Raw genomic sequence first — 21,028 nt, forward strand, 5'->3', positions numbered from 1 at the left:
GTGCAACCCTCAATTTTCGAATGTCGGTGCCTGACACCAACGAGTAGTGACGAGATTGGTGAGCACCCCCTTAAATCAGGTTGCTTCGAGAGTGGATCCCTACAGCACCCCGATTCATCGGGGTGGCAATGCGCCACCAAAATCGAATCACAGCCGTTTCAACGGCTTCATGAATAGGAACCGATGAATCGGTTCAAGGGCGAGGTGGAAATACGCTTAACACCCCGATAAATCGGGGTGCTTTTGGAATCTCAAGTCAAACAGGGCTTGGCAGGAATGTTGAAATGGAGAATCGGGCAGCAGCCTGATTCATCAGCGCTTCGAATTGTGCTAAGATGCTTCCGCTTTTCCAGCCCTGATCCTACGGAGTCCTAAGTTGAAAACCGGCATTATTGGCTTTTCCCAGGTGGGCAAGACCACTTTGTTCAAGATCCTCACGCACGCCCGGGTCGAGACGTCCAAGTTTTCCGGGGGCCGCGCGGAAGCGCATCTAGGAATCGCGACGGTCGCGGACTCACGCCTCGAGAAACTGTCCCAGAAATACCAGCCCAAGCGAACCATTTTCGCGACCGTGGAATATGTGGACGTCGCCGGGATTGTGAAGGGGGACCAGAAAAAGGAAAAAGAGGCCGCGTTCCTGGTGGACCTGCGCAATGTCGAAGCCCTGCTGCACGTGGTTCGTGGCTTCGACGACCCCGGTGTCTCCTTCTCTGAGGGTTCGATCGATCCGAAGCGCGATATCGAGAATCTGGAACTGGAACTGGTGCTGGCCGACCTCGGGATCGTGGAAAAGCGATGCGAGCGCCTGGAAAAAGATCTGAAGAAACTCAAGAATCCGGAGCTGGAACGCGAACAGGACATCCTGCGGCGCTGCAAGACGACCCTCGAAGCCGGGACGCCGCTGCGCCATCTTGACTTCCCCGCGGAAGAGAAGAGACGCCTGCGCGGCTTCATGTTTCTTTCCGCCAAACCCATCCTGCATTGCATCAACCTGGGCGACAACGACAGCGGCGTGATCGATGCGGCGCCCTCCCGGTTTGGCCTGGAGACGATCGCCCACCAGCCCAACACGGCGGTCACGGCGGTCTGTGGAAAGATCGAATCGGAGTTAATTGAGCTCTCCCCTGAGGATCAACAGGTTTTTCTGGCGGATTTCGGCCTGAAAGAGTCGGGGCTGGAACGCATCATTCACGCCACCTACCAGCTTTTGGATTTGATTTCCTTTTTCACCGTGGGTGAGGACGAGTGTCGTGCCTGGACGATCCCGCGCAACTCGACCGCCCTGGAAGCGGCCGGCGTCATCCACTCCGACATCCAGAAGAATTTCATCCGGGCCGAGGTCGTCAGCTATGAGGATCTCATGGCGTGCGGCAGCCTTCCCGCAGCGCGGGAGAAGGGGCTCTTAAGACTCGAAGGGAAAGAGCACGTCGTCCTCGACGGCGACATCGTCCATTTTCGCCACAGCGGTTGAGGCCGGTCCCTCTCTTTCGAACGGCCTGTCGCTGCACCATACCTTCTGACCACCATGGAACTCACTTTCAGCATCTTCGCTTACGGACTGGTCGCCGCCCTGGCCAATGTCTTCGGCGGCTTTCTCATTGTCCAGCGCGAATGGCACCGGGGTTTCCTGAAATATTTCATAGCGCTCGGATCCGGGTACATGCTGGCGGTTGCCACCTTGGAGATGATCCCTGAAAGCATCAACCGGATGCGTCCGCACGCCGCCCTCCTGATCCTCGGCGGTTATCTCATGGTCCATTTCTTCGAACACACCATCACTCCCCATTTTCACTTCGGAGAGGAAATTCACTCGCACGAGGTCATGAAGCCGGCCGTCGGCCTCTCTTCCCTGTTCGGACTGATCATCCACACCTTTTTCGACGGCGTGTCGATCGCCTCGGGGTTCCTCATCTCGCGACCGCTGGGGCTGTTGATCTTCGTCGCCGTGCTGCTGCACAAGATTCCCGAAGGATTTACCGTGGCCTCCGTCATGCTCTCCTCCGGCAGAAGCAAGCGGTTTGCAATGATCGCGGCGATCTCGCTGGGCCTGTCAACCCTGCTGGGGGTGCTCTTGATGACGCTGACCCGGCATTGGGTGAATTACGGATTGCCGGTCACGGCGGGAGTGGCTTTGTATGTGGCGGCTTCCGACCTCATGCCCGAGGTGAACAAGGAACCGGGGTTTCGAATGGCCCTGGTGGTCTTTGCAGGAGTGATATTTTTCTCGTTTACGAAGTGGCTCTTAGAGGGCGGGCTCTAGGTGAAGAATAGAGTTTAGAAGAATCCCGAACGAATTGTCGCAGGAAGTCAAATCCCAATCCCAAATCCGCATTCCGAAATCCGCAATCAAAAATCCCCAAGCGTCGTCATTCCCCCTGAAATCCTTGCTCTCAAGGCTTAAGCTCAATCCTTCTTCCCGGAGTCGTTGCGCGCTCCCGTGGTCTTTGATTCCACGGAGCGTATGAAGTTCACCAAATTCCAGCGAACCTCCTCGGGCAGATCGTCGAACTTGGGCATCGCATCCTTGCCCCGCGTGATGAAATCAAACACTTCCTTGTCGGTGAGTCTTCCCACCTTGCTTGGATCGGTCAAATTGGCGGGCTTGGGATGCAACATGGTTGCCATCTCACCGCTGCCATCCGCCTTCTCTCCGTGGCATATCTCACACTTGTCCTGAAACGCCCTTTTCCCGGCATCGATGGATTTAGGGGTCGGCTTGACCGGATTTCCCGCACTCCGCTCCCCTGCCGCCTTCTGATCTGAACCTTCTCGAACACTCTCACCCCGATGGCCAAAGGAGGAGAACCCCAGGAACACAATGCTGAATCCTGCAAGGAGGAAAATTCCTATCCACCGACCCTTTCTCATCTGATCTCATCTCCGGAAAGACAATTAAATGGCATGTCGAGACAAGCCTTCATTTGACTTCAAAGTCAACGGAGCAAACCTTCTCGTTAATGCGTCGTGATTCCTCCACCAGGGTGACATGTTCGGGATGCGCAGAGTAAACCTCCAAAGCCGCTCGATCGGCGAAGGTGAAGACGATGGCGACATCAAACGATCGTTGCATGTGCATTACGTCTTCCCCCACTTCCGCGGAGGCGATTCCGGGGACTCGCTCAGGGAGGGCTCGAAGCATGTGCAGGAAGTTCTGTCGCCGCTCCGGAGGGGTCTCTGTCTTATACTTGAAAAATACGATGTGGCGTAACATGACGATAACCTCGCTCTTGGTCGGCCTTCCCGTTTCCCATGTCTGGCCAACTCCCAACGGTCGAAATCACGAAATCACTGGAGAAGTTGCATGTAAGAAATTCACCTTGAGTTCGGGGTACGAGCCACACCTTGACGCTCCGGGGTTACTTTGCTTCATCGGTTTGGCGGTTCCCAGTGCCCGGTCGTACAGTGCTGCAACAGGGTGAAAAGTAAGAACGAGACGCAAGCTAACATGCCTCTTTATAGCATCGCAAGCACATTTCTCTATTCACGGGGCCTGAAACAGCGGTAATTGCCAATGCCCATCGAACGATCCCCTAGACGGTCGTGATCCAATGCAGAGTCTAGCCTCAAAGGTGCAACACTTGTCAATGACTCATGATATCTATATTGGATGAAATAACCATTTATATTGTATCATTTATCACCTTATCAGGCAGAGGTCTGCAATCAAGTGTTGCATCCTGTGGTATAATGTGAACACGATTAGTCGGAATTCGGTCCAATTGGGGACTCAGCAGGGGACAGGCGACGAGCCATTGAGCGAAAGCGAATTAATTCAAATCAGCGAAGGGTTGATTGTTCAATCCCGCGAGTATTGGGACCATGCCGACACGCTGGGGGCGATCCTCAACAATATCAGCGACGGTGTGATGACCTACGACGCCGACTTCAGGATCACCCGATTCAATCGGGCAGCTGAGGAGATTACCGGTTACTCGGCTGAGGAAGCCATTGGGCAGACCTGCCGCCATATCTTTCGTTGCACCGCGTGCGATCCTTCGTGTGGCATGTTTACGACGGTGCAGAATCAAATCCCCGAAAAGGACACCGAGGTTCGCCTGGAGCGCAAGAATGGGGAGATTCGCATCGCTCGTGTGAGCACAGCCATCCTTCGCGACACCGGCGACCGCATTGCGGGGATCGTGGTCACCTTCCGCGATATCAGCGAGCTGATGACCCTGAAGAAGGAGCTCATCGGGCGATATCAATTCCACAGCATCATCGGGAAGAGTCACCGCATGCAGGAGACGTTTGCCCTCATTGAAGATGTGGGGGAATCCGACGCCACGGTATTAGTTCTCGGAGAGAGTGGAACCGGCAAGGAACTGATTGCCCGCGCCATCCATCATCAGAGCCGCCGTTCTCAGTTTCCCTTTGTAAAAGTCAACTGTTCCGCCCTGGCGGAAACCCTGCTTGAGAGTGAGCTCTTCGGCCATGTGAAGGGGGCCTTCACAGGCGCCTACCGGGACAAGATCGGGCGTTTCGAACTCGCGCAGCAGGGATCTATTTTTCTCGATGAAATCGGGGACATCTCGCCGAACATCCAGTTGAAGCTTTTGCGGATTTTGCAGGAGCGTGAAGTGGAGAGGGTCGGGGATTCCAAGGTCATCACGGTGGATGTCCGCATCATTGCCGCCACCAACCGGAACCTGCGACAGTTGGTGGACGAGTTCAAGTTCCGGGAAGATCTGTTTTACCGGCTCAATGTCATTCCGGTTTCGATCCCGCCGCTGCGCGAACGAAAGGAAGACATCCCGTTGCTCCTCGATCATTTTATCTCCCAATTCAACGAAGAGACGGGAAAGAACATCGCGGGAATTACCAAAGAGGCGCTCAATATCATGATGGACTTTGACTGGCCCGGGAATATCCGCCAGCTCGAGAATGCCGTGGAGCATGCCTTTGTGAAGACCCACGGCCGATCCATTGAACCGGTCTCTCTGCCTATTGAGATCTGCCTGGGCTCGAAGCACTTTCAAGTCTCCCAGCAGGGGGCGATGGACGAACGTGAGAAGCTCATCGCCGCATTGCAACAGGCAGGCTGGAACAAGGCAAAGGCCAGTCGGGAGCTCGGAATCGACCGCGTCACCTTGTGGCGTAAGATGAAGAAATTTAATATCTCTGCACCTTAATTTTCACAAAAAACTGCAACAAAAACCCGCAACATTTGCGTTGCATGCAACAAAAATCCCAATCAGACCTTTCCACCGCGTGTTTCAAGAGGTCTTCACCTCGCTGTAACTAAACGATTTCCCGCTTTTCTTCCAACCGCCGGTTCATGCCCTCGTTTGGAAAATCAATTGCCCAATAACAGGTTAGGGAGAGACAAGGCGAACTCTCTATCCCCGAGCGAGTCCAGAGGCATGAATATGGTGCAGGTTTGACCCAAGCCCAGGCGAGGCGGTATTCGCTACTAGAAATGCGAGCAGCCGAGAAGAAAGGAACCAAATATGGCAAGTGTGGCACCTACCAACAATTTGATCAAGATCGGGGCCCTGGCCAGAAATGCGCATGTCTCTTTGAGAACCCTTCGATATTACGAGGAGATCGGGCTGATCGCTCCCGCTTCCCATAGCAAAGGGGGGCATCGGCTGTACTCAGGGGATGATGTCAAAAAACTGGAAGTCATTAACTATCTGAAGTCACTCCCGCTCTCCCTGGACGAAATTAAGGAGATCTTCACCGTCAAGAGGAACGCGCCCGCGCGCGAGAAAAAAGAACAGGTTGCCGTGCTTACGAAGTTGCTGGAGTCCAAATTGGGAGCCGTCAACGGCAGGATCCGGGAATTGACGGAGGTCAAGGATGAACTGGCCGGGATGGTCGACATTCTCCGTGAATGTGCCCGATGCGAAGGAAAACCTCTGCTGGAAGCGGAATCCTGTAGTGACTGCGCAGCCATTGAGCGTCATGGTCACGCGCCCTTAATGATGTCTGTTTTTCTGGAACGAGGCGCCTAACAAATGCTAAAGAAGATTTCTCCCGAGGTCGTATTGGACGCTCCCACTCCAAAGAACCCGATGTCAGGCTTCCTGATCCAGAAGATCCTGTTCCCGACGGACTTTTCAAATTACGCCAATTATGCCCTCAAGTATGCGATCTCGTTGGCGACGCATTTCAATGCCACCCTCTATGTCCTCCATGTGAATGTCCTGCTGGCGCAGAATTATCCGCCCGAGGTGTACCACGGGATGGACGCGGACTACATCGCTTATTTGAAACATTGCGCCAAGGAGAGTCTGCAGAAGGTGGTTCCGGCTGATGTCAAAGCCCAGATCCGGGTCGAGGAAATCCTGGAGAAGGGGGTCCCTTACCAGGAGATTGTCCGGAAGGCGCAGGCCCTGGGGGTTGACCTCATTGTGATGTCCACGCGCGGCCGGACAGGGCTTGACCATACCCTCACGGGTTCGACGACAGAGCGTGTAGTTTCGCTGGCCCCGTGTCCGGTGCTTTCCATCAAGTATCCTGAATTCGAGTTTTCCAAGCCGAAAGCCGCTGAATAGCGTGGAGGAGGCCGGCCGGAAAGTTAATACCTTTTGAGTTCATGTGAAAAAAGTTACAACAGTAGGGTCGTTCTTCCCCAAAGGGGAGACGAGAGCGGGATGCAGGTCTGAAGGAAAATTGATTTTGACATCGACGGGAGAAGCACCATGATCATCGGATTTGTTAAAGAGCCGACCCAGGTGGAGCGGCGTGTCGCTCTGATTCCTTCCAATGTCCGGGCGCTAATTGAAGAAGGCCACTCGGTTTACTTTGAACGCGGGGCGGGGGAAGGAAGTCATTTCAATGATGAAGAGTATGTCAATGCGGGGGCGAAGATCGCCTTCTCGCACGACGAAGTATTGACCCGGACGGAGCTGCTCCTGAAGGTCTCCGCTCCGACGCTGGATGAACTGCAGTCGATGCGGCGGGACAAAACCGTCCTGGCGTTTTTCCATCTCGCCGTGGCGGGAAGGCCGCTCTTTGAAGAGCTCTTGAAGAAAGAGATCACGGCCATCGGCTACGAGGTCATTGAGACCCTGGACGGTCAGCTGCCCGTCCTGCTCCCGATCAGCGAAATAGCGGGCCAGATGTCGGTGTTTATCTCCGCTCATCTGCTGGAATCCCACAACAACGGGCGGGGCGTGCTGCTCGGCGGGGCCCCGGGAATTCCTCCGGCCTCGGTGGTGATCCTGGGGGCGGGTCAAGTCGGGACCTGGGCGGCCCAGACCGCCGTCGCGAACGGCGCCCATGTGATGGTCCTCGATTCGGATGTCAACAAGCTTCGCCGATTAATGTCACGGCTGGGAAATCGCGTCGTCACCGCGGTCGCCGATACCTACAATATCGAGCGCGCGGTGCGTCACGCGGATGTTCTGATTGGCGCGGTCCTGATTCACGGCGGGAAGACCCCCCACGTAGTCACTCAGAAGATGGTTGAAACCATGAAACCGGGCAGCGTCATTATTGACGTGTCCATCGACCAGGGTGGGAGCATTGAAACCAGCCGCCCGACGACGCTGGCGCAGCCGACCTTCGTTCACAAGGATGTGATTCATTACTGCTGTCCGAACCTGACCGCGAACATCGCCCGCACGGCCTCGATCGCGCTCTCCAACGCCAGCCTGCCGTATGTGCGCGAGATTGCCGCCCTCGGCACGGAAGAGGCGGTCCGCAAGCACCTCGACCTGGCTCGAGGCGTGTTTACTTATCGGGGTCACTGTACGCGCGAACAAATCGCCGAGATCTTTGATGTCAAATACGAACCCCTCGACACCCTCACCTCCGCTTATATCTGGTCCTAAGGAGGGCGACGAGGAATCCACAATGTGTATATAACCTTCATAAAGGATCGACGTGAGACTGTGATGATCTGGATCAGCAATTATAAGCAGAAGTTGATGAGTGCTGAGCAGGCCCTCGATGTCGTGAAATCGAACGACCGGGTCTACATCCATCCCGGGTGTGCCGAGCCGGAGGTTCTGGTCGAGGCCCTGATCGCGCGTGCGCCCAGCCTGCAAAACGTGGAAGTCGTCCATTTGCTGACCATGGGCAATGCCGACTACATCAAGCCGGAGATGGAAGGGCATTTCCGCCACAACGCCATGTTTGTGGGAGGAAATGTCCGCAAGGCCGTCAATGAAGGGCGCGCCGATTACACGCCGATTTTCCTGAGCGAGATCGAGGACCTTTTCCTGAGCGGAGCGCTTCCCATCGATGTGGCCCTGATTCAGGTCTCTCCGCCGGATGAACACGGATTCTGCAGTTTCGGCGTGGGTGTCGACACCACCCTCACCGCCTGCCAGGTCGCGAAAACGGTCATCGCCCATGTGAATGACCAGATGCCGCGCACGCTGGGGGATTCGTTCATTCATGTGCACAAGATTGACCGCATTGTGGAATGTTCGCGTCCCGTGCTGGAAATCAAGCGGGTTGAAACGAGCGAACTCCACTGCGCCATCGGCCGGCATGCGGCAAGTCTGGTCGAGGACGGCTCGACGCTGCAGCTCGGCATCGGCGGGATACCGGATGCGGTGCTTTCCTTTCTTCGAACGAAGAAGGACCTGGGCCTTCACAGCGAAATGTTCTCCGACGGCGTGGCCGAGCTGGTGGAGATGGGCGTGGTCAACAGCGAGCGGAAGACGCTGCATCCCGGCAAGATTATTGCGGGATTCCTGCTGGGAACCAAGCGCGTCTTCGATTTCGTGGACAACAATCCGCTTTTCGAATTCCACCCGACCAAGTACGTGAATGATCCTTTCATCATCGCGCAGAACGAGAAGATGGTGGCCATTAACTCGGCCATCCAGGTGGATCTGACGGGACAGGTCAGTGCCGACTCGATCGGTCATTCGATTTACAGCGGCATTGGGGGACAGGTGGACTTCATTCGCGGGGCCGCGCGATCCAAAGGGGGCAAGCCGATCATCGCTCTCCCGGCGACGGCAAAAGACGGCGCCGTCTCGCGAATCGTTCCCCGGCTGGACCCTGGCGCGGGGGTGGTGACCTCCCGCGGGGATGTGCACTACGTGGTCACCGAATTCGGGGTCGCTTCCCTTCACGGAAAGACCATCCGGCAGCGTTGCCTGGCGCTGATCGACATCGCCGATCCCCGGTTCCGTGATGATTTGATGGAGTTCGCCTTCACTCAAAAATGGTTGCCCCTGCAGGTGCGGGTGCCCGCCGAGATCTCCTGATCGGGCCGCGGCTTCCTGCGACAGTCTGAAAGGCCGGTAAGAAACCAATACTGCTCAGAGAGGAATTTCGGATGCCGAATCCACCGCGTGGAAAGATTGACATTACCCAGGACGAGTGCAAGGGGTGCGCCGTTTGTGTTGACGCCTGTCCCCCGAAGGTCATCCAGCTTTCGACCGCTCTCAATGTTCAGGGGTATCACCCCGCCCAGTATCTGGGGGACGGGTGCACGGGATGTGGTATTTGCTTTTATGTCTGCCCCGAGCCCGGGGCCATCACCGTCTACAGATGGCAGGATGAAGAACCCAAGCCGAAGCAGGACCGTGCGGCATAGCACAGCGGCCCGGGCGAGGCGGACCCATCCAACGACATTTGGTAAGACCAGTTTCAATCAACCTTTAGAGCGAAAACAACTTTCGGGATCAAAACCACCAAAGCGGACAAATAATCATGAGCAAAGAGCTAATTAAGGGAAATGAAGCCATCGTGAAGGGTGCGATTCTCGCGGGCTGTCGCGCCTATTTCGGGTATCCCATCACGCCTGCCAGTGAGATTGCGGAAGCGGCCGCCTACTACTTTCCTTTGGTGGGAGGCACTTTTCTTCAAGCCGAAAGTGAAGTGGCCTCGATCAACATGATCTATGGCGCCTCTTCGGCCGGGCTGCGCTGTATGACCGGCTCCTCCGGCCCAGGGGTGAGCCTGATGCAGGAAGGGATCTCCTACCTGGCCGGGTCGGAACTCCCTTGTGTGATCGCCGATATCATGCGGGGAGGCCCGGGGCTGGGAAACATTGGTCCGGAACAGGGCGACTACAACCAGATGGTTAAAGGAGGAGGCCACGGCAACTATCACAACATCGTGCTTGCCCCCAATTCGGCCCAGGAGATGTGCGATTTAACCATGCTGGCTTTTGAGCTGGCCGACAAGTACCGCAACCCCGCCGTGGTGCTGGCCGATGGCTACATCGGACAAATGATGGAACCGGTGGATTTTCCAGAGACCGCCCAAGAGGCGCCGGTGAAGGATTGGGCTGCGCGAGGGGACGCGGCAACCCGAAAGAACGTGATCACGTCGATTTATCTCTCGCATGAGGCGCTCGAGCAGCATGAACTGCGTCTGGCCGCAAAGTATCGCAAGATCCGGGAAAACGAGGTCCGGTATGAGGCCTATCAAGTGAACGATGCTGAAATTGTGCTGGTCGGTTATGGCATCGTCTCGCGGGTGCTGCGATCGGCCGTCGACATGGCCCGCCATTATGGTATCCGGGCAGGCTTGTTCCGCCCCATCACGCTCTTCCCTTTCCCCACCCCGCAACTGGCTGAGATTTCCCTGTCGACGGAGCGTTTTTTGACCGTGGAATTGAGTGATGGACAGCTGGTGGACGACGTGCGACTGGCGATCTCGCGGCGTCACCCCTGCGACTTTTACAGCCGCATGGGAGGGTGTGTTCCCTCCACCGAGGAAGTCTTCGAAGTCATTAAGTCGACCATCTCCCACCCTGCCGAGTGCAATGAGGCGATGGCCGTCCCGATGGGCCTGCACGCTGTTTAGCGAGGTCCTGCAAGAAATGAGTAACCGAACATTTACCTTCTAACGAAAACGGAGCCAAAAAGAATGTACACGATTGTCCAACAACGAGCCGATTCTATCTACGACCTGTTCGAGCGCAAGGATGGCGACCCGCATGTCACCCACTACTGCCCCGGGTGCGGGCATGGCGTCATTCACAAAATGATCGCAGAATGTCTTGACGACCTGGGGGTACAGGACCGGACGATCCTGGTCAGCCCGGTCGGATGCTCCGTTTTCGCCTACTATTATTTTGATGTGGGGAACGTGCAGGCCCCGCACGGGCGAGCTCCCGCTGTGGCCACAGGCATCAAGCGCTCCCGCCCGGGCTCCATTGTTCTCAGTTACCAGGGCGATGGGGACCTTGCGGCCATCGGTGGCAACGAAATCCTGCATGCCGCGAACCGGGGAGAAGGCATTACGGTGTTCTTCGTCAACAACGCCATCTATGGAATGACCGGCGGGCAAATGGCCCCCACGTCCCTGCTCGGTCAGAAGACGACCACCTCTCCCTTCGGGCGAACGGTTCAAAACGAGGGGTACCCCATGCGGGTTTGTGAGTTGCTGGCCTCGCTTGAGGCGCCCGTTTACCTCGAACGGACCGCCATTTTCGACAGCAAGAACAACATGCGCACGCGCAAGGCGATCCGCAAGGCCATCCAGAACCAGATTGACGGCCTGGGCTTTTCGCTGGTGGAAATCCTTTCCCCCTGTCCGACCATCTGGAAGATGACCCCGCAGGAATCGCGAAAGTGGCTGAACGAGAATATGATCCCCTACTTTAAGCTGGGCGTGTACCGCGACAAGACGGCGCCGCCGGCGAAAACAGCTGAAACTTTGCAGGCTGCGTCGGGTAGCTTGAGCGCAGCTTCGGAGGCGGGCCAGACCCCGGCACCCAAGGTGCCGGCCGGCAATGCTGTGGAGCCGAGCTCCCCGCCTCCTGTCTCTTTCCCGCGGGCCCCGAGAAAAGAGGTGCCTCTCGTCGAGGTTCCCTCCATCCTCGGGATCCGGGCCACTGAACGGCCGGGAGAGACCAGCGGCAGTGCCGCGCTGCTGGGAAACTACAACGAACGCTCCCGCTTTTATGAGTCGACGGGCTCGCCGGCCACGCCGCGGACGGAAGCCGGCTCTTTCCCGCCCGCCGTTCCGGAAAAATATCAGAATCCCCAGATCAAGATTGCGGGATTCGGAGGCCAGGGAGTGCTTCTCCTTGGCGAGGTCTTGGCTGAGAGTGGAATGCTAAGTGGGTATCGGGTCTCTTGGCTTCCCTCGTATGGACCAGAAATGCGGGGTGGCACAGCACATTGCCACGTCCGTCTCTCACAACACGAGATTGGATCGCCGCTGGTGTCTCGTCCCACCATACTCCTTTCTCTCAACAAACCTTCCTTATTGAAATTCCTGCCGGAAGCGACGCCTGGCGCACTGGTCATCTACAATTCATCGTTGATCGATGAGCCGCCAGTGAGAGACGATATCGAAACGGTCCCGCTCTCAGCCACGGAAATTGCTGAGAAAATCGGCTCCCCCAAGGTCACCAATATGGTCATGATTGGGGGCTTGATGGCCCGAACGCATCTGCTCTCCAAGGAAACGGTGTTTGCGGCGATCGACGCGCTGGTGAAAAATCAAAAACTGATTGAAATGAACCGCCGCGCCATTGAAGCAGGCATGCAGGCCGTTCAGGAGATGGAGGCGATCCTTCAGGTCTGAAGGATCCGGGCTGCCGGCGATCAGTCCTGGTTCGAATTGGCACGAAAACGCAGTAACGGTGGTAAGGGGCTTAGTTGTTGGGCTTTCTACGGTTGTCAGTCCGGCTTCTGCCGGGGGTGCGGGAGTCCCGTCCCCGGGGCTCCGCGCAGAACCTCATATGAAGTAAACCATTCCAATTTCTAAAGGAGCGAGAAAACCTCATGGCCTTAATGATTACGAACGACTGCATCTCCTGCGGCGCTTGCGAACCGCCTTGTCCGAATCAGGCAATCTCCCAGGATGGGATCTACGTTATCAACTCGGACCGGTGCACGGAGTGCGTTGGGTTCTTTGATGAGCCCCAATGTGTTCCGCTGTGTCCGGTCGAGTGCATTGTGCTGAATCCTGACGTGCATGAAACCCCGGAGCAACTGTTGGCCAAGAAGGAGCGGTTGCACGCGGGCGAGGCCGTCCAGTAGAGCGCCCGTGAACTGAAACTGTTCGATCCGATGGACCCGCGGGTGCGCTGTGGGACTTCCTGAATGCCGTGATTCTTCCCGGTGTCTTTGAGAGCAACCCGATCAGAGGCCGGACCAGTGAGTGCTGCCGCTTAGCTCCGCAGACCGCCCGCGCATTTTCCCAACGAAGGATCATCCCCAAGGAGGAAGCTTCCATGATTCCGCATCCCGAAATCGGAAACGTAATGGTCTTTTTTAAGGGCGAATTCGTCCCCCTCGAGAACGCAAAAGTTAGTATCCTCACTCAGGCGCTCCACTATGGGACGGCGGTGTTTGAAGGCATTCGGGGGTACTGGGATGCCGAGAGCGAAGACATCTATCTCTTTCGCCTGCGAGAGCATTACGAGCGCATGAAGCGCAATTGCAACCTGCTCAAGATCAAGCTGCCGTTGTCGGTCAACGAGATGTGTGATTTCAGCGTCGAACTGGTGCAGCGCAACAAATTCACTGAAAACGTCTACATCCGCCCGCTGGCCTACAAGTCCACCCGGAGCATCGGGGTGCGGCTGGCCACGGATGACGATTTCTTCATTGTGGCGGTGCCTTTCGGGGACTATCTCGACACCCAGCGCGGGCTCAGCGTCTGCACCTCCTCGTGGCGACGCACCGAGGACAACGCCATCCCGTGCCGGGGAAAGATCTCCGGCGGTTATGTCAACTGCGCCCTGGCGGCCGACGAAGCTCACTCCAGCGGCTTTGATGAAGCCGTGATGTTGAGCGAGAGCGGCCATGTCAGCGAGGGTCCGGGCTTCAATATCTTCATGGTGCGCAATCACAAACTGGTGACCCCGGGAGAAACCGAGAACATCCTGGAGGGCATCACGCGCGACTCCGTGATCCGCCTGGCCGAGGAAGAGCTGCATCTTCCAGTGGAGGTCCGCAAGATTGACCGCAGTGAGCTCTATGTGTGTGACGAACTGTTTTTCTGCGGGACCGCTGCACAGATCGCCTCCATCACCTCCGTCGACCGGCGGATGGTCGGAACCGGGGAAATCGGAATGGTGACCCGGGAAGTTCAAAAGTTGTATAATGCGGTGGTGGTCAACAAATTTCCGAAGTATGCCGAATGGTGTACTCCAGCCTATCGGTACCAGCGTGCCGAGATCGGGATCAGATAAGTCGGGAATCATAAAACGTGACGGCGGTCCGCTTTTCACCGGCGGGCCGCCGCCATCGGCCGAGTTACACTCTCATCGAACGATCGATCCACTCACACCTTAAACCCTTAAACGAGGAAAAAGTTATGGGCAAAGAGACTCTCACCATTACGGACAACCGGACGGGGAAGACCTACGAAATCCCGATCCAGCACGACACCATCAAGGCGCTCGACCTGCGGCAGATTAAAGTCAAACCTGAGGAGTTCGGGATGATGACTTACGATCCGGCCTTTATGAACACGGCCTCCTGCAAGAGCCGGATCACGTTTATTGACGGGGACAAGGGCATCTTGCGGTACCGCGGCTATCCGATCGAGCAACTCGCGGAAAAATCCACCTACGTGGAAACCGCCTACCTGCTCATCCATGGGGAATTGCCGACCAAAGAGCAACTGGAAGATTGGACGTTCCAGATCAACCACCACACCATTATTCACGAAAACATCAAGAAATTCATGGACGGCTTCCATTACGACGCCAACCCCATGGGGATGCTGGTGGGTACGGTCGGCGCCCTTTCCACTTTTTACAAGGACGCCAAGGATATCCATGATCCCGAGAATCGAAAGAAGCAGATCTACCGGCTGATCGGCAAGATGATTACCCTGTCCGCCTTTGCCTTCCGGCATTCCAAGGGGATGCCCTACGCCTATCCCGACAACGAGCTCAGCTATCCCGGCAACTTTCTGAACATGCTGTGGAAGATGACGGAGCCGAAGTTCAAGCCGCATCCGGTGCTGGAACGCGCCCTGGATGTGCTGTTCATCCTGCACGCCGACCATGAGCAGAATTGCAGTACCAGCGCCATGCGCGGCGTCGGAAGCTCGCACGTCGATCCCTTTTCAGCCGTCGCGGCGGCAGCGGCGGCGCTGTACGGTCCGCTCCACGGCGGCGCCAATGCGGAAGTGCTCTATATGCTGGACGAGATCGGAACCAAGGAGAACATCCCCGCGTTTATCAAGAGCGTCAAGGAAGGCAAAGGAAAACTGATGGGATTCGGCCATCGCGTCTACAAGAATTTTGACCCTCGTGCCAAAATCATCAAGAAACTCGCCGAGGAAGTCTTTGCCGTGACGGGCCGCAATCCAAAGCTCGATATCGCCATGGAACTGGAACGCATCGCCCTGAATGATGAATACTTCATCCAGCGCAAACTCTATGCGAACGTGGATTTCTACTCGGGTTTGATCTACCAGGCCATGGACTTCCCGATCGATATGTTCCCGGTGCTCTTTGCCATTGGACGCACCTCAGGTTGGATCGCGCAGTGGCAGGAGATGTTGACGGATCCGGAGCAGAAGATCGCCCGTCCGCGACAAGTTTACCTGGGTTACGAGAGCCGCGATTATCAGCCCCTGGAGGAACGTTCAAACGTCGCGGTCAAGACCGCCGTGTAAGGGGGTGCCCCGGTCCGGACGGGCGATCGCCGGGGCCGCTTCCCACCAGAGGGGCGAGTTTCAGAGGGGACCGATCCCGGTTCCGCTGAGAGTACGGAGCGAAGAGGACAAAAAACTGGATACCATTTCATCTCTGCAGACCAGAGGAAGGGGTGATTTATGTCCATCACAAATCGTCTGAAGGAGTACCTCGAGGCAAACGGGGTATCTTACACCCACTGCACGCACCGGCTGGCCTATACGGCCCAGGGAGTCGCTGCGGCACAACACGTCAAGGGACGCGAGATGGCGAAGACCGTCATCTTGCGGACCGCAGATAAGTTTTTGATGGCGGTACTGCCTGCCTCTCACAAGGTGGACATCGCCGCCCTCGAACATGCGCTCCCGTTTGAACACGTCTCGCTGGCCACGGAATCAGACTTTGCCGTCCTTTTTCCGGACTGTGAGGTCGGGGCGATGGCTCCCTTTGGCAACCTGTATGGGCTGCCGGTTTTCGTGGACACTCAACTGACACGCGACACCGAAATCGTGTTCAATGCCGGGACGCATACGGACACGATCCGGATGGGCTACGCCGATTTCGACCGGCTGGTCCAGCCGACTGTTCTCTCTTTGACTCACCAACTGGTCCCGGCATGATGTCACTGTGGAACAACTCGGCGCGCCCGTGTTCCCCGACCTGTCCTCCCTGCCTGCGAGCGCCAGGATCAATGGTTTGCCATGACGAGAAGAGGCATTACGGGAAAGGAGTCTTTATGAAGAAGCTCGCTTTGAACGCTCTCATCCTTCCGCTTTGCCTGGGCCTATGGGGCGTCGCGTGGACGGCAGCCCAAACCAAGAAAGAGGTGACAGTCAAGACAGAAGCCACAACGGAACTGGAGCGCGGCAAGAAGCTCTTCGAAACGAATTGCGCTTCCTGTCACGGCAAGGATGGCAAGGGAAGCGGGCCGGTCGCAGTGGCGATGAAGGCCCCCCCGACTGATCTGTCTCAAATCGCCAAAAAGAACCAGGGAAAATTCGACGAAGTCCATGTCATGGCCTTCGTGGATGGCGAGAAAGCCATTTCCGCTCATGGGACCAGGGAAATGCCCGTGTGGGGGACGCGATTTCGACGCAGCAAAGGATCGATGGAGTCCTCGTTGAACATTTACGTCTTGATGAAGTATATCGAGTCGCTGCAGGAAAAATGAGGGCCTCGAATCGCCGTGTCCATTTTTGCGGGAATCCGCACGCGTAAGGGGGCATGGTTGAGGGAGTCAGGGACGAGCCGGGCTTGTTCCTCAAGGGAGCATTGAAAAGGATGGTGCAGTGTTGTTACAATAGGGCAGCATGATTTGCTACAACCGATTTGGAGGGTGCCTCATGGATGCCCCCTAAGTGCCGAATACGTCTTCAAGCGCCAAGAAAGGAGACGTTATGGTTCCGATGTCTTCCCGCCCGGGTCGCCGCGGTCGACTTCACGGCGTTCCCAAGGTTCAAACCCAAACGGCGGCTGTCCCCCTGCATTCCCCCGGCTCGCAACCTTCGCCGCGTTCCTATCGCATTGATGACGGGTTAGTCGCCCGCGATGTGCACACGGCAGGAGAAGCTGTCTGCAGGCAATGCAAGGCGGTTTATCATGGCAAGCGTTGGAGCTACCCGCCCCGGCCGCTGACCCGGTTTAAACAGCTCCCCCGCGTCGAGTGTCCGGGTTGTCGATTGGAACGCGAGGGGAAAGTGGGTGGCATCGTGAGTCTTTCGGGCGACTTCTTGCCGGGCCATGAGGAAAATATCCTGTCGCAAATACTCCGCATTGCCCAGCGCGAACGGCAGCGGAATCCGCTGGCCCGCTTGCTGAAGTTCGAGCGCATTGGAGGGGGGCTTTCTGTCTTTACCACTCACCGCACGCTCGCTGTCCTGTTGGGAAAGGGCCTGCACCACGCGAACCGCGGGTCGCTCAAAATTCATTGGACCGATCATGACCCCCTCCGCGTGGAGTGGTCCCGAACGTGAAAATCACCCCGCGGCGCATGCGAGGCTCCAGGGTATTCCAAACGGCAGACCCCGCCTGCATTAAGAGCTTCTGAGGAGGACCGCGCAGTTCGAACCACCGCGCCCGGAGGCTTGAGCCATCCCCTGAACAACGGAACTCCCGGTTCAGGAGTGCGGGGGTTCGTCCCTTTTCAGACAAGACCCAGTCGTGACCCGTTTTTTCTTCCTACCTACCGAGAGGAGCCGTTATGACCATCCGAAGACAAGATGCACTTAATTACCACGCCTTGGGGCGTCGCGGGAAAATCGAAGTGACGCCCAGCAAGCCCTGTCGAACCGCGTTTGATCTCTCCCTGGCTTACACGCCGGGCGTGGCAGAGCCCTGCCGTGAGATCGAAAAAGACATCGAGAACGTCTATCGCTATACCGCCAAGGGAAACCTCGTGGCGGTGGTTTCCAACGGCACCGCGGTCTTGGGCCTGGGTGATATCGGGGCGGCCGCCGGCAAGCCGGTCATGGAAGGGAAAGGGGTCCTCTTCAAGCGTTTCGCCGACATTGACGTCTTTGACTTAGAACTGGATACCCATGATCCTGACGAGATTATCCGCACCGTTCAACTCCTGGAACCGACCTTTGGCGGCATCAACCTGGAGGATATCAAGGCCCCCGACTGTTTCTACATCGAGGAAACCCTGAAGAAAACGATGAAAATCCCCGTGTTTCATGACGATCAGCACGGCACCGCCATCATTTCGGGCGCTGCGCTCATCAATGCCGTCGAGCTCGTGGGAAAGGACATCTCCAAGGTCCGGGTCGTGTTCAATGGTGCCGGCGCGGCGGGCATCGCCTGTGCCGAACATTACGTCCGTCTGGGAGTGAAGCGTGAAAATGTCACTCTCTGCGATTCGAATGGCGTCATTTACAAAGGCCGCGAGAAAGGAATGAACCCGTACAAGCAGCGGTTTGCACAGGACATTTCTTTAAGAACGCTGGCGGACGCCATGAAAGACGCCGACGTATTCTGCGGAGTGTCGGTCGCCAATTGCGTGACGAAGGACATGGTGCGGTCGATGAATGTCAATCCGATTGTCTTTGCGATGGCCAACCCCGACCCCGAAATCACCTATGAGGACGCCAAGGCGGCGCGGAATGACGTCATCATGGCCACCGGCCGAAGCGACTATCCCAACCAGGTGAACAATGTGCTGGGATTCCCGTTCATCTTTCGCGGCGCCCTGGACGTCCGGGCGACAGCCATCAATGAGGAGATGAAAATAGCCGCGACTCTCGCCCTCGCCTCACTGGCGAAACAGGATGTCCCCGATACCGTCGTTCGGGCTTATGGAGGAGAACGATTCAAATTCGGCCGGGACTATATCATCCCCAAGCCGTTTGACAGCCGCGTGTTGATCTGGGAAGCCTCCGCCGTGGCGAAAGCAGCCATGGATAGTGGCGTGGCCCGCGAGCCGGTGAACCTGGACGAATATAAGGAAAAACTGGAACTCCGCTTGGGAAAGTCCCGAGAACTGATCCGTCACGTTGTCCACAAGGCCCGGAAGGATCCGAAACGAATCGTGTTTCCGGAAGGCGACCATGAGAGAATTCTGCGGGCCTCCCAAATCCTGATCGACGAGAAAATCGCGAAGCCTATTCTGCTCGGAAGCATCGAGAAGATTACCCAGACCATAAAGGAATTGGACCTGACTCTGAAGGGCGCGCAAATCATCGAACCCACTCAATCGCCTCTCTTTGGAAAATATGCCAATGAGTTTTATCAGTTGCGACGGCGCAAGGGCGTCACGCTGGGCGAGGCCCATGAAATCATGCTGAACCGCAACTACTTCGGGGCCATGATGGTCCATTTCAACGATGCCGACGGGCTGATTTCAGGGATGACGCAGCATTATCCCGATACCATCCGGCCGGCGCTCCAGATCCTGAAGACACGGAGCGGCTCCCATCGGGTTTCAGGCCTCTATGTCCTCATGACCAAGCAGGAAACCTTCTTTTTCGCGGACACCACCGTCAACATCGATCCCACTCCGGATGAACTCGCAGAGATCGCAATGAGCAGCGCCGAGGTCGCCCGGAGCTTCGATATTGAGCCCCGCATCGCCATGCTTTCATTCTCGAACTTTGGCTCCACCAAACACCCCCTCACCGAGAAAGTGCGTGTGGCCACCGAGATTGTGAAGCAGTTGATGCCGGAGTTGATGATCGACGGGGAAATGCAGGCGGACACGGCCGTGGTGCCTGAAATCATCAACGAAACCTATCCCTTCTCGACACTTAAGGGCGGGGCAAATGTCCTGATCTTCCCCGACCTTCAGTCCGGGAACATCGCGTACAAGTTGATGATGCGCATCGGAGGGGCGGAGGCCATTGGGCCCATCCTCATGGGTATCGGCCGGCCCGTCCATGTCCTGCAGCGTGGCGCGGAGGTCACTGAGGTCGTCAATATGGCGGCAATCGCCGTCGTCGACGCTCAGTTGTATGAATTCCACCACCAGGAGGTTGTTGGAGCAACCCGTTGAAGGTGTTTTGTCGGAATTTCTCTGTCTGAGTGCGGAGGGCTGAAAGGTCGGGCTTTGCCGGTGCCCAGGATAAGCTGATCCCCCCGCTGCCGGTGGTTTCAATTCAGCCCTCTCCAAGATCCCAGTGGTCTAACCAAGCGCTGCCCTGTCTTGAACATTACCCTGACCTCTTTGGAATAATTTACAGCTTCGAAGGTATCTCCGGCCCCCTTGGTCCTCACAGCAAGTCTCACGGGAATGTGTTGCGTGCAACAGTTTTGTTGCGACAAGTTTTATCCATTGTGTTTCAAGCCAAGAATCATTCCCATTCTTTCATGGTTCTAATTTAAACAATTTAAATGAGATATACTTGAACAAGAAATCCATAAGTTTGGCAAGTCAATTGTATATTCTCTTTATGCATCCCGGCCCCTAGTACAGCATAAACCCAGTGGTTTTAGATGATCTTTGACAACTGAAGTGAAGCCAATCCAAAAGCCGAACGCGAGTTCTTCAATCCGCAGGAGTGGCGGTACCGTCTTCAAAAAAGTAATTACCGCCTAATTTCTGGAACTGATCAGACCAATTCCAAAAACACCTGCAAACGCCCGCACACATCGAGGTAAATTGCCGATGTGAACAACCTACCTTTTATGGCGTGCCGCCTCATTCTTGCGGATCGAAGAACTTACGACTACCTCCTGCACGGACAGGGTTTCACCTCCTGTTGAGTGGAAGATCACACGGCCTACGGACGCCCTCGGGTCAATGATCTTTGCGTGTTCTGGGTTGCTCTTTTCAATTACACACCTCTTTCCATAACGTGGTCTCCATCCGAGTCGTGTGCCTCCTGGTTTTTCCTGGAATGGGGGGGCAGACCTTAAGGAGGCTCTCATGCTCAGCAGGCTTTTATTGTGGGCCGGGTTGAGTCTAACGATTGGACCGGCAGACGTCTGCGCGGACCAAGGCCCGCGCTTGAACCACCAGCCATCAGATTCCCCACTCGCCCTCCCAAGTCCGGAGGGAGGTCAAGCCCAACT

The 21,028-nt window shown here is 56.4% G+C and carries 19 protein-coding genes; 17 read left to right on the forward strand and 2 right to left on the reverse strand.

Features of this window, described 5'->3' with window-relative positions:
• The first annotated feature begins 376 nt into the window (after positions 1–376).
• Positions 377–1,471: a redox-regulated ATPase YchF gene (gene ychF / locus LAO21_01315; protein ID MBZ5551329.1), complete on the forward strand. Its 1,095-nt coding sequence runs from the start codon at positions 377–379 to the stop codon at positions 1,469–1,471.
• A 54-nt stretch (positions 1,472–1,525) separates the two neighbouring features.
• Complete coding sequence (locus tag LAO21_01320; protein MBZ5551330.1) at positions 1,526–2,260, forward strand: ZIP family metal transporter; 735 nt, start codon at positions 1,526–1,528, stop codon at positions 2,258–2,260.
• Between the two features lie 143 nt (positions 2,261–2,403).
• On the opposite strand, the gene LAO21_01325 is transcribed toward LAO21_01320, so the two are convergent.
• Positions 2,404–2,868, reverse strand: coding sequence for a cytochrome c (locus LAO21_01325; protein MBZ5551331.1), 465 nt, complete (start codon positions 2,866–2,868; stop codon positions 2,404–2,406).
• Between the two features lie 49 nt (positions 2,869–2,917).
• Entirely contained in the window at positions 2,918–3,211 is a 294-nt protein-coding gene (locus LAO21_01330) for a Dabb family protein (GenBank protein MBZ5551332.1), read from the reverse strand.
• A 655-nt stretch (positions 3,212–3,866) separates the two neighbouring features.
• On the opposite strand from LAO21_01330, the gene LAO21_01335 reads away from it, so the two are divergent.
• From LAO21_01335 to pta, 15 genes are all read left to right on the forward strand, one after another.
• Entirely contained in the window at positions 3,867–5,129 is a 1,263-nt protein-coding gene (locus LAO21_01335) for a sigma 54-interacting transcriptional regulator (protein MBZ5551333.1), read from the forward strand.
• 318 nt (positions 5,130–5,447) lie between these two features.
• A complete protein-coding gene (locus tag LAO21_01340) occupies positions 5,448–5,954 on the forward strand; it encodes a MerR family transcriptional regulator (GenBank protein MBZ5551334.1) in 507 nt (168 codons plus the stop codon).
• A gap of 3 nt (positions 5,955–5,957) precedes the next feature.
• On the forward strand, positions 5,958–6,497 hold the full coding sequence (locus LAO21_01345; protein MBZ5551335.1) for a universal stress protein: 540 nt from the start codon (positions 5,958–5,960) through the stop codon (positions 6,495–6,497).
• A 147-nt stretch (positions 6,498–6,644) separates the two neighbouring features.
• Positions 6,645–7,778, forward strand: coding sequence for an alanine dehydrogenase (locus LAO21_01350; GenBank protein ID MBZ5551336.1), 1,134 nt, complete (start codon positions 6,645–6,647; stop codon positions 7,776–7,778).
• A gap of 63 nt (positions 7,779–7,841) precedes the next feature.
• Positions 7,842–9,170: a 4-hydroxybutyrate CoA-transferase gene (locus tag LAO21_01355; protein MBZ5551337.1), complete on the forward strand. Its 1,329-nt coding sequence runs from the start codon at positions 7,842–7,844 to the stop codon at positions 9,168–9,170.
• A 71-nt stretch (positions 9,171–9,241) separates the two neighbouring features.
• Positions 9,242–9,502, forward strand: a complete 261-nt coding sequence (locus LAO21_01360) for a 4Fe-4S dicluster domain-containing protein (protein ID MBZ5551338.1) — start codon at positions 9,242–9,244, stop codon at positions 9,500–9,502.
• Positions 9,503–9,618: 116 nt separating this feature from the next.
• Positions 9,619–10,719 (forward strand): 3-methyl-2-oxobutanoate dehydrogenase subunit VorB, encoded by a 1,101-nt coding sequence (locus LAO21_01365; GenBank protein ID MBZ5551339.1) that lies wholly within the window; start codon positions 9,619–9,621, stop codon positions 10,717–10,719.
• A 63-nt stretch (positions 10,720–10,782) separates the two neighbouring features.
• Positions 10,783–12,450: a 2-oxoacid:acceptor oxidoreductase family protein gene (locus LAO21_01370; protein ID MBZ5551340.1), complete on the forward strand. Its 1,668-nt coding sequence runs from the start codon at positions 10,783–10,785 to the stop codon at positions 12,448–12,450.
• A gap of 200 nt (positions 12,451–12,650) precedes the next feature.
• The gene (locus tag LAO21_01375; protein MBZ5551341.1) at positions 12,651–12,908 is read left to right on the forward strand and encodes a YfhL family 4Fe-4S dicluster ferredoxin; all 258 of its coding nucleotides are present in this window, start codon (positions 12,651–12,653) and stop codon (positions 12,906–12,908) included.
• 224 nt (positions 12,909–13,132) lie between these two features.
• Positions 13,133–14,065, forward strand: coding sequence for a branched-chain amino acid transaminase (locus LAO21_01380; GenBank protein MBZ5551342.1), 933 nt, complete (start codon positions 13,133–13,135; stop codon positions 14,063–14,065).
• A 125-nt stretch (positions 14,066–14,190) separates the two neighbouring features.
• On the forward strand, positions 14,191–15,504 hold the full coding sequence (locus tag LAO21_01385) for a citrate synthase (GenBank protein ID MBZ5551343.1): 1,314 nt from the start codon (positions 14,191–14,193) through the stop codon (positions 15,502–15,504).
• A gap of 159 nt (positions 15,505–15,663) precedes the next feature.
• Positions 15,664–16,143, forward strand: coding sequence for a YbaK/EbsC family protein (locus LAO21_01390; GenBank protein ID MBZ5551344.1), 480 nt, complete (start codon positions 15,664–15,666; stop codon positions 16,141–16,143).
• A 116-nt stretch (positions 16,144–16,259) separates the two neighbouring features.
• The gene (locus LAO21_01395) at positions 16,260–16,694 is read left to right on the forward strand and encodes a c-type cytochrome (protein MBZ5551345.1); all 435 of its coding nucleotides are present in this window, start codon (positions 16,260–16,262) and stop codon (positions 16,692–16,694) included.
• Positions 16,695–16,920: 226 nt separating this feature from the next.
• Positions 16,921–17,496 (forward strand): hypothetical protein, encoded by a 576-nt coding sequence (locus LAO21_01400; protein ID MBZ5551346.1) that lies wholly within the window; start codon positions 16,921–16,923, stop codon positions 17,494–17,496.
• 227 nt (positions 17,497–17,723) lie between these two features.
• Positions 17,724–20,009, forward strand: a complete 2,286-nt coding sequence (gene pta / locus LAO21_01405; protein MBZ5551347.1) for a phosphate acetyltransferase — start codon at positions 17,724–17,726, stop codon at positions 20,007–20,009.
• Positions 20,010–21,028: the final 1,019 nt, after the last annotated feature.

The organism is Terriglobia bacterium (assembly GCA_020073085.1).
Taxonomy (GTDB): domain Bacteria; phylum Acidobacteriota; class Terriglobia; order JAIQFV01; family JAIQFV01; genus JAIQFV01.

Coding starts and splice junctions, on each gene's coding strand:
- LAO21_01320 (MBZ5551330.1), top strand. CDS start 1,526: ATGGAACTCACTTTCAGCATCTTCGCTTACGGACTGGTCGCCGCCCTG.
- LAO21_01325 (MBZ5551331.1), bottom strand. CDS start 2,868: ATGAGAAAGGGTCGGTGGATAGGAATTTTCCTCCTTGCAGGATTCAGC.
- LAO21_01330 (MBZ5551332.1), bottom strand. CDS start 3,211: ATGTTACGCCACATCGTATTTTTCAAGTATAAGACAGAGACCCCTCCG.
- LAO21_01335 (MBZ5551333.1), top strand. CDS start 3,867: ATGACCTACGACGCCGACTTCAGGATCACCCGATTCAATCGGGCAGCT.
- LAO21_01340 (MBZ5551334.1), top strand. CDS start 5,448: ATGGCAAGTGTGGCACCTACCAACAATTTGATCAAGATCGGGGCCCTG.
- LAO21_01345 (MBZ5551335.1), top strand. CDS start 5,958: ATGCTAAAGAAGATTTCTCCCGAGGTCGTATTGGACGCTCCCACTCCA.
- LAO21_01350 (MBZ5551336.1), top strand. CDS start 6,645: ATGATCATCGGATTTGTTAAAGAGCCGACCCAGGTGGAGCGGCGTGTC.
- LAO21_01355 (MBZ5551337.1), top strand. CDS start 7,842: ATGATCTGGATCAGCAATTATAAGCAGAAGTTGATGAGTGCTGAGCAG.
- LAO21_01360 (MBZ5551338.1), top strand. CDS start 9,242: ATGCCGAATCCACCGCGTGGAAAGATTGACATTACCCAGGACGAGTGC.
- LAO21_01365 (MBZ5551339.1), top strand. CDS start 9,619: ATGAGCAAAGAGCTAATTAAGGGAAATGAAGCCATCGTGAAGGGTGCG.
- LAO21_01370 (MBZ5551340.1), top strand. CDS start 10,783: ATGTACACGATTGTCCAACAACGAGCCGATTCTATCTACGACCTGTTC.
- LAO21_01375 (MBZ5551341.1), top strand. CDS start 12,651: ATGGCCTTAATGATTACGAACGACTGCATCTCCTGCGGCGCTTGCGAA.
- LAO21_01380 (MBZ5551342.1), top strand. CDS start 13,133: ATGGTCTTTTTTAAGGGCGAATTCGTCCCCCTCGAGAACGCAAAAGTT.
- LAO21_01385 (MBZ5551343.1), top strand. CDS start 14,191: ATGGGCAAAGAGACTCTCACCATTACGGACAACCGGACGGGGAAGACC.
- LAO21_01390 (MBZ5551344.1), top strand. CDS start 15,664: ATGTCCATCACAAATCGTCTGAAGGAGTACCTCGAGGCAAACGGGGTA.
- LAO21_01395 (MBZ5551345.1), top strand. CDS start 16,260: ATGAAGAAGCTCGCTTTGAACGCTCTCATCCTTCCGCTTTGCCTGGGC.
- LAO21_01400 (MBZ5551346.1), top strand. CDS start 16,921: ATGGTTCCGATGTCTTCCCGCCCGGGTCGCCGCGGTCGACTTCACGGC.
- pta (MBZ5551347.1), top strand. CDS start 17,724: ATGACCATCCGAAGACAAGATGCACTTAATTACCACGCCTTGGGGCGT.